Annotated in this window: 1 rRNA gene; it reads right to left on the bottom strand. The window is 54.1% G+C overall.

Features of this window, described 5'->3' with window-relative positions:
- Positions 1–242, bottom strand: a 16S ribosomal RNA gene (locus AACR09_RS15810); the annotation flags it as partial.

Here is a 242-nt window from a genome sequence, read left to right as displayed (position 1 = left end):
CCCTTCCTCACAACTGAAAGTACTTTACAACCCGAAGGCCTTCTTCATACACGCGGCATGGCTGCATCAGGCTTTCGCCCATTGTGCAATATTCCCCACTGCTGCCTCCCGTAGGAGTCTGGACCGTGTCTCAGTTCCAGTGTGGCTGATCATCCTCTCAGACCAGCTAGGGATCGTCGCCTTGGTGAGCCATTACCTCACCAACTAGCTAATCCCACCTAGGCATATCTTGACGCGAGAGG

The sequence above is a fragment of the Vibrio sp. OPT20 genome (assembly GCF_963889365.1).
In the GTDB taxonomy this organism is placed as follows: domain Bacteria; phylum Pseudomonadota; class Gammaproteobacteria; order Enterobacterales; family Vibrionaceae; genus Vibrio; species Vibrio splendidus.
This window is presented reverse-complemented; position numbering and strand designations above follow the sequence as displayed.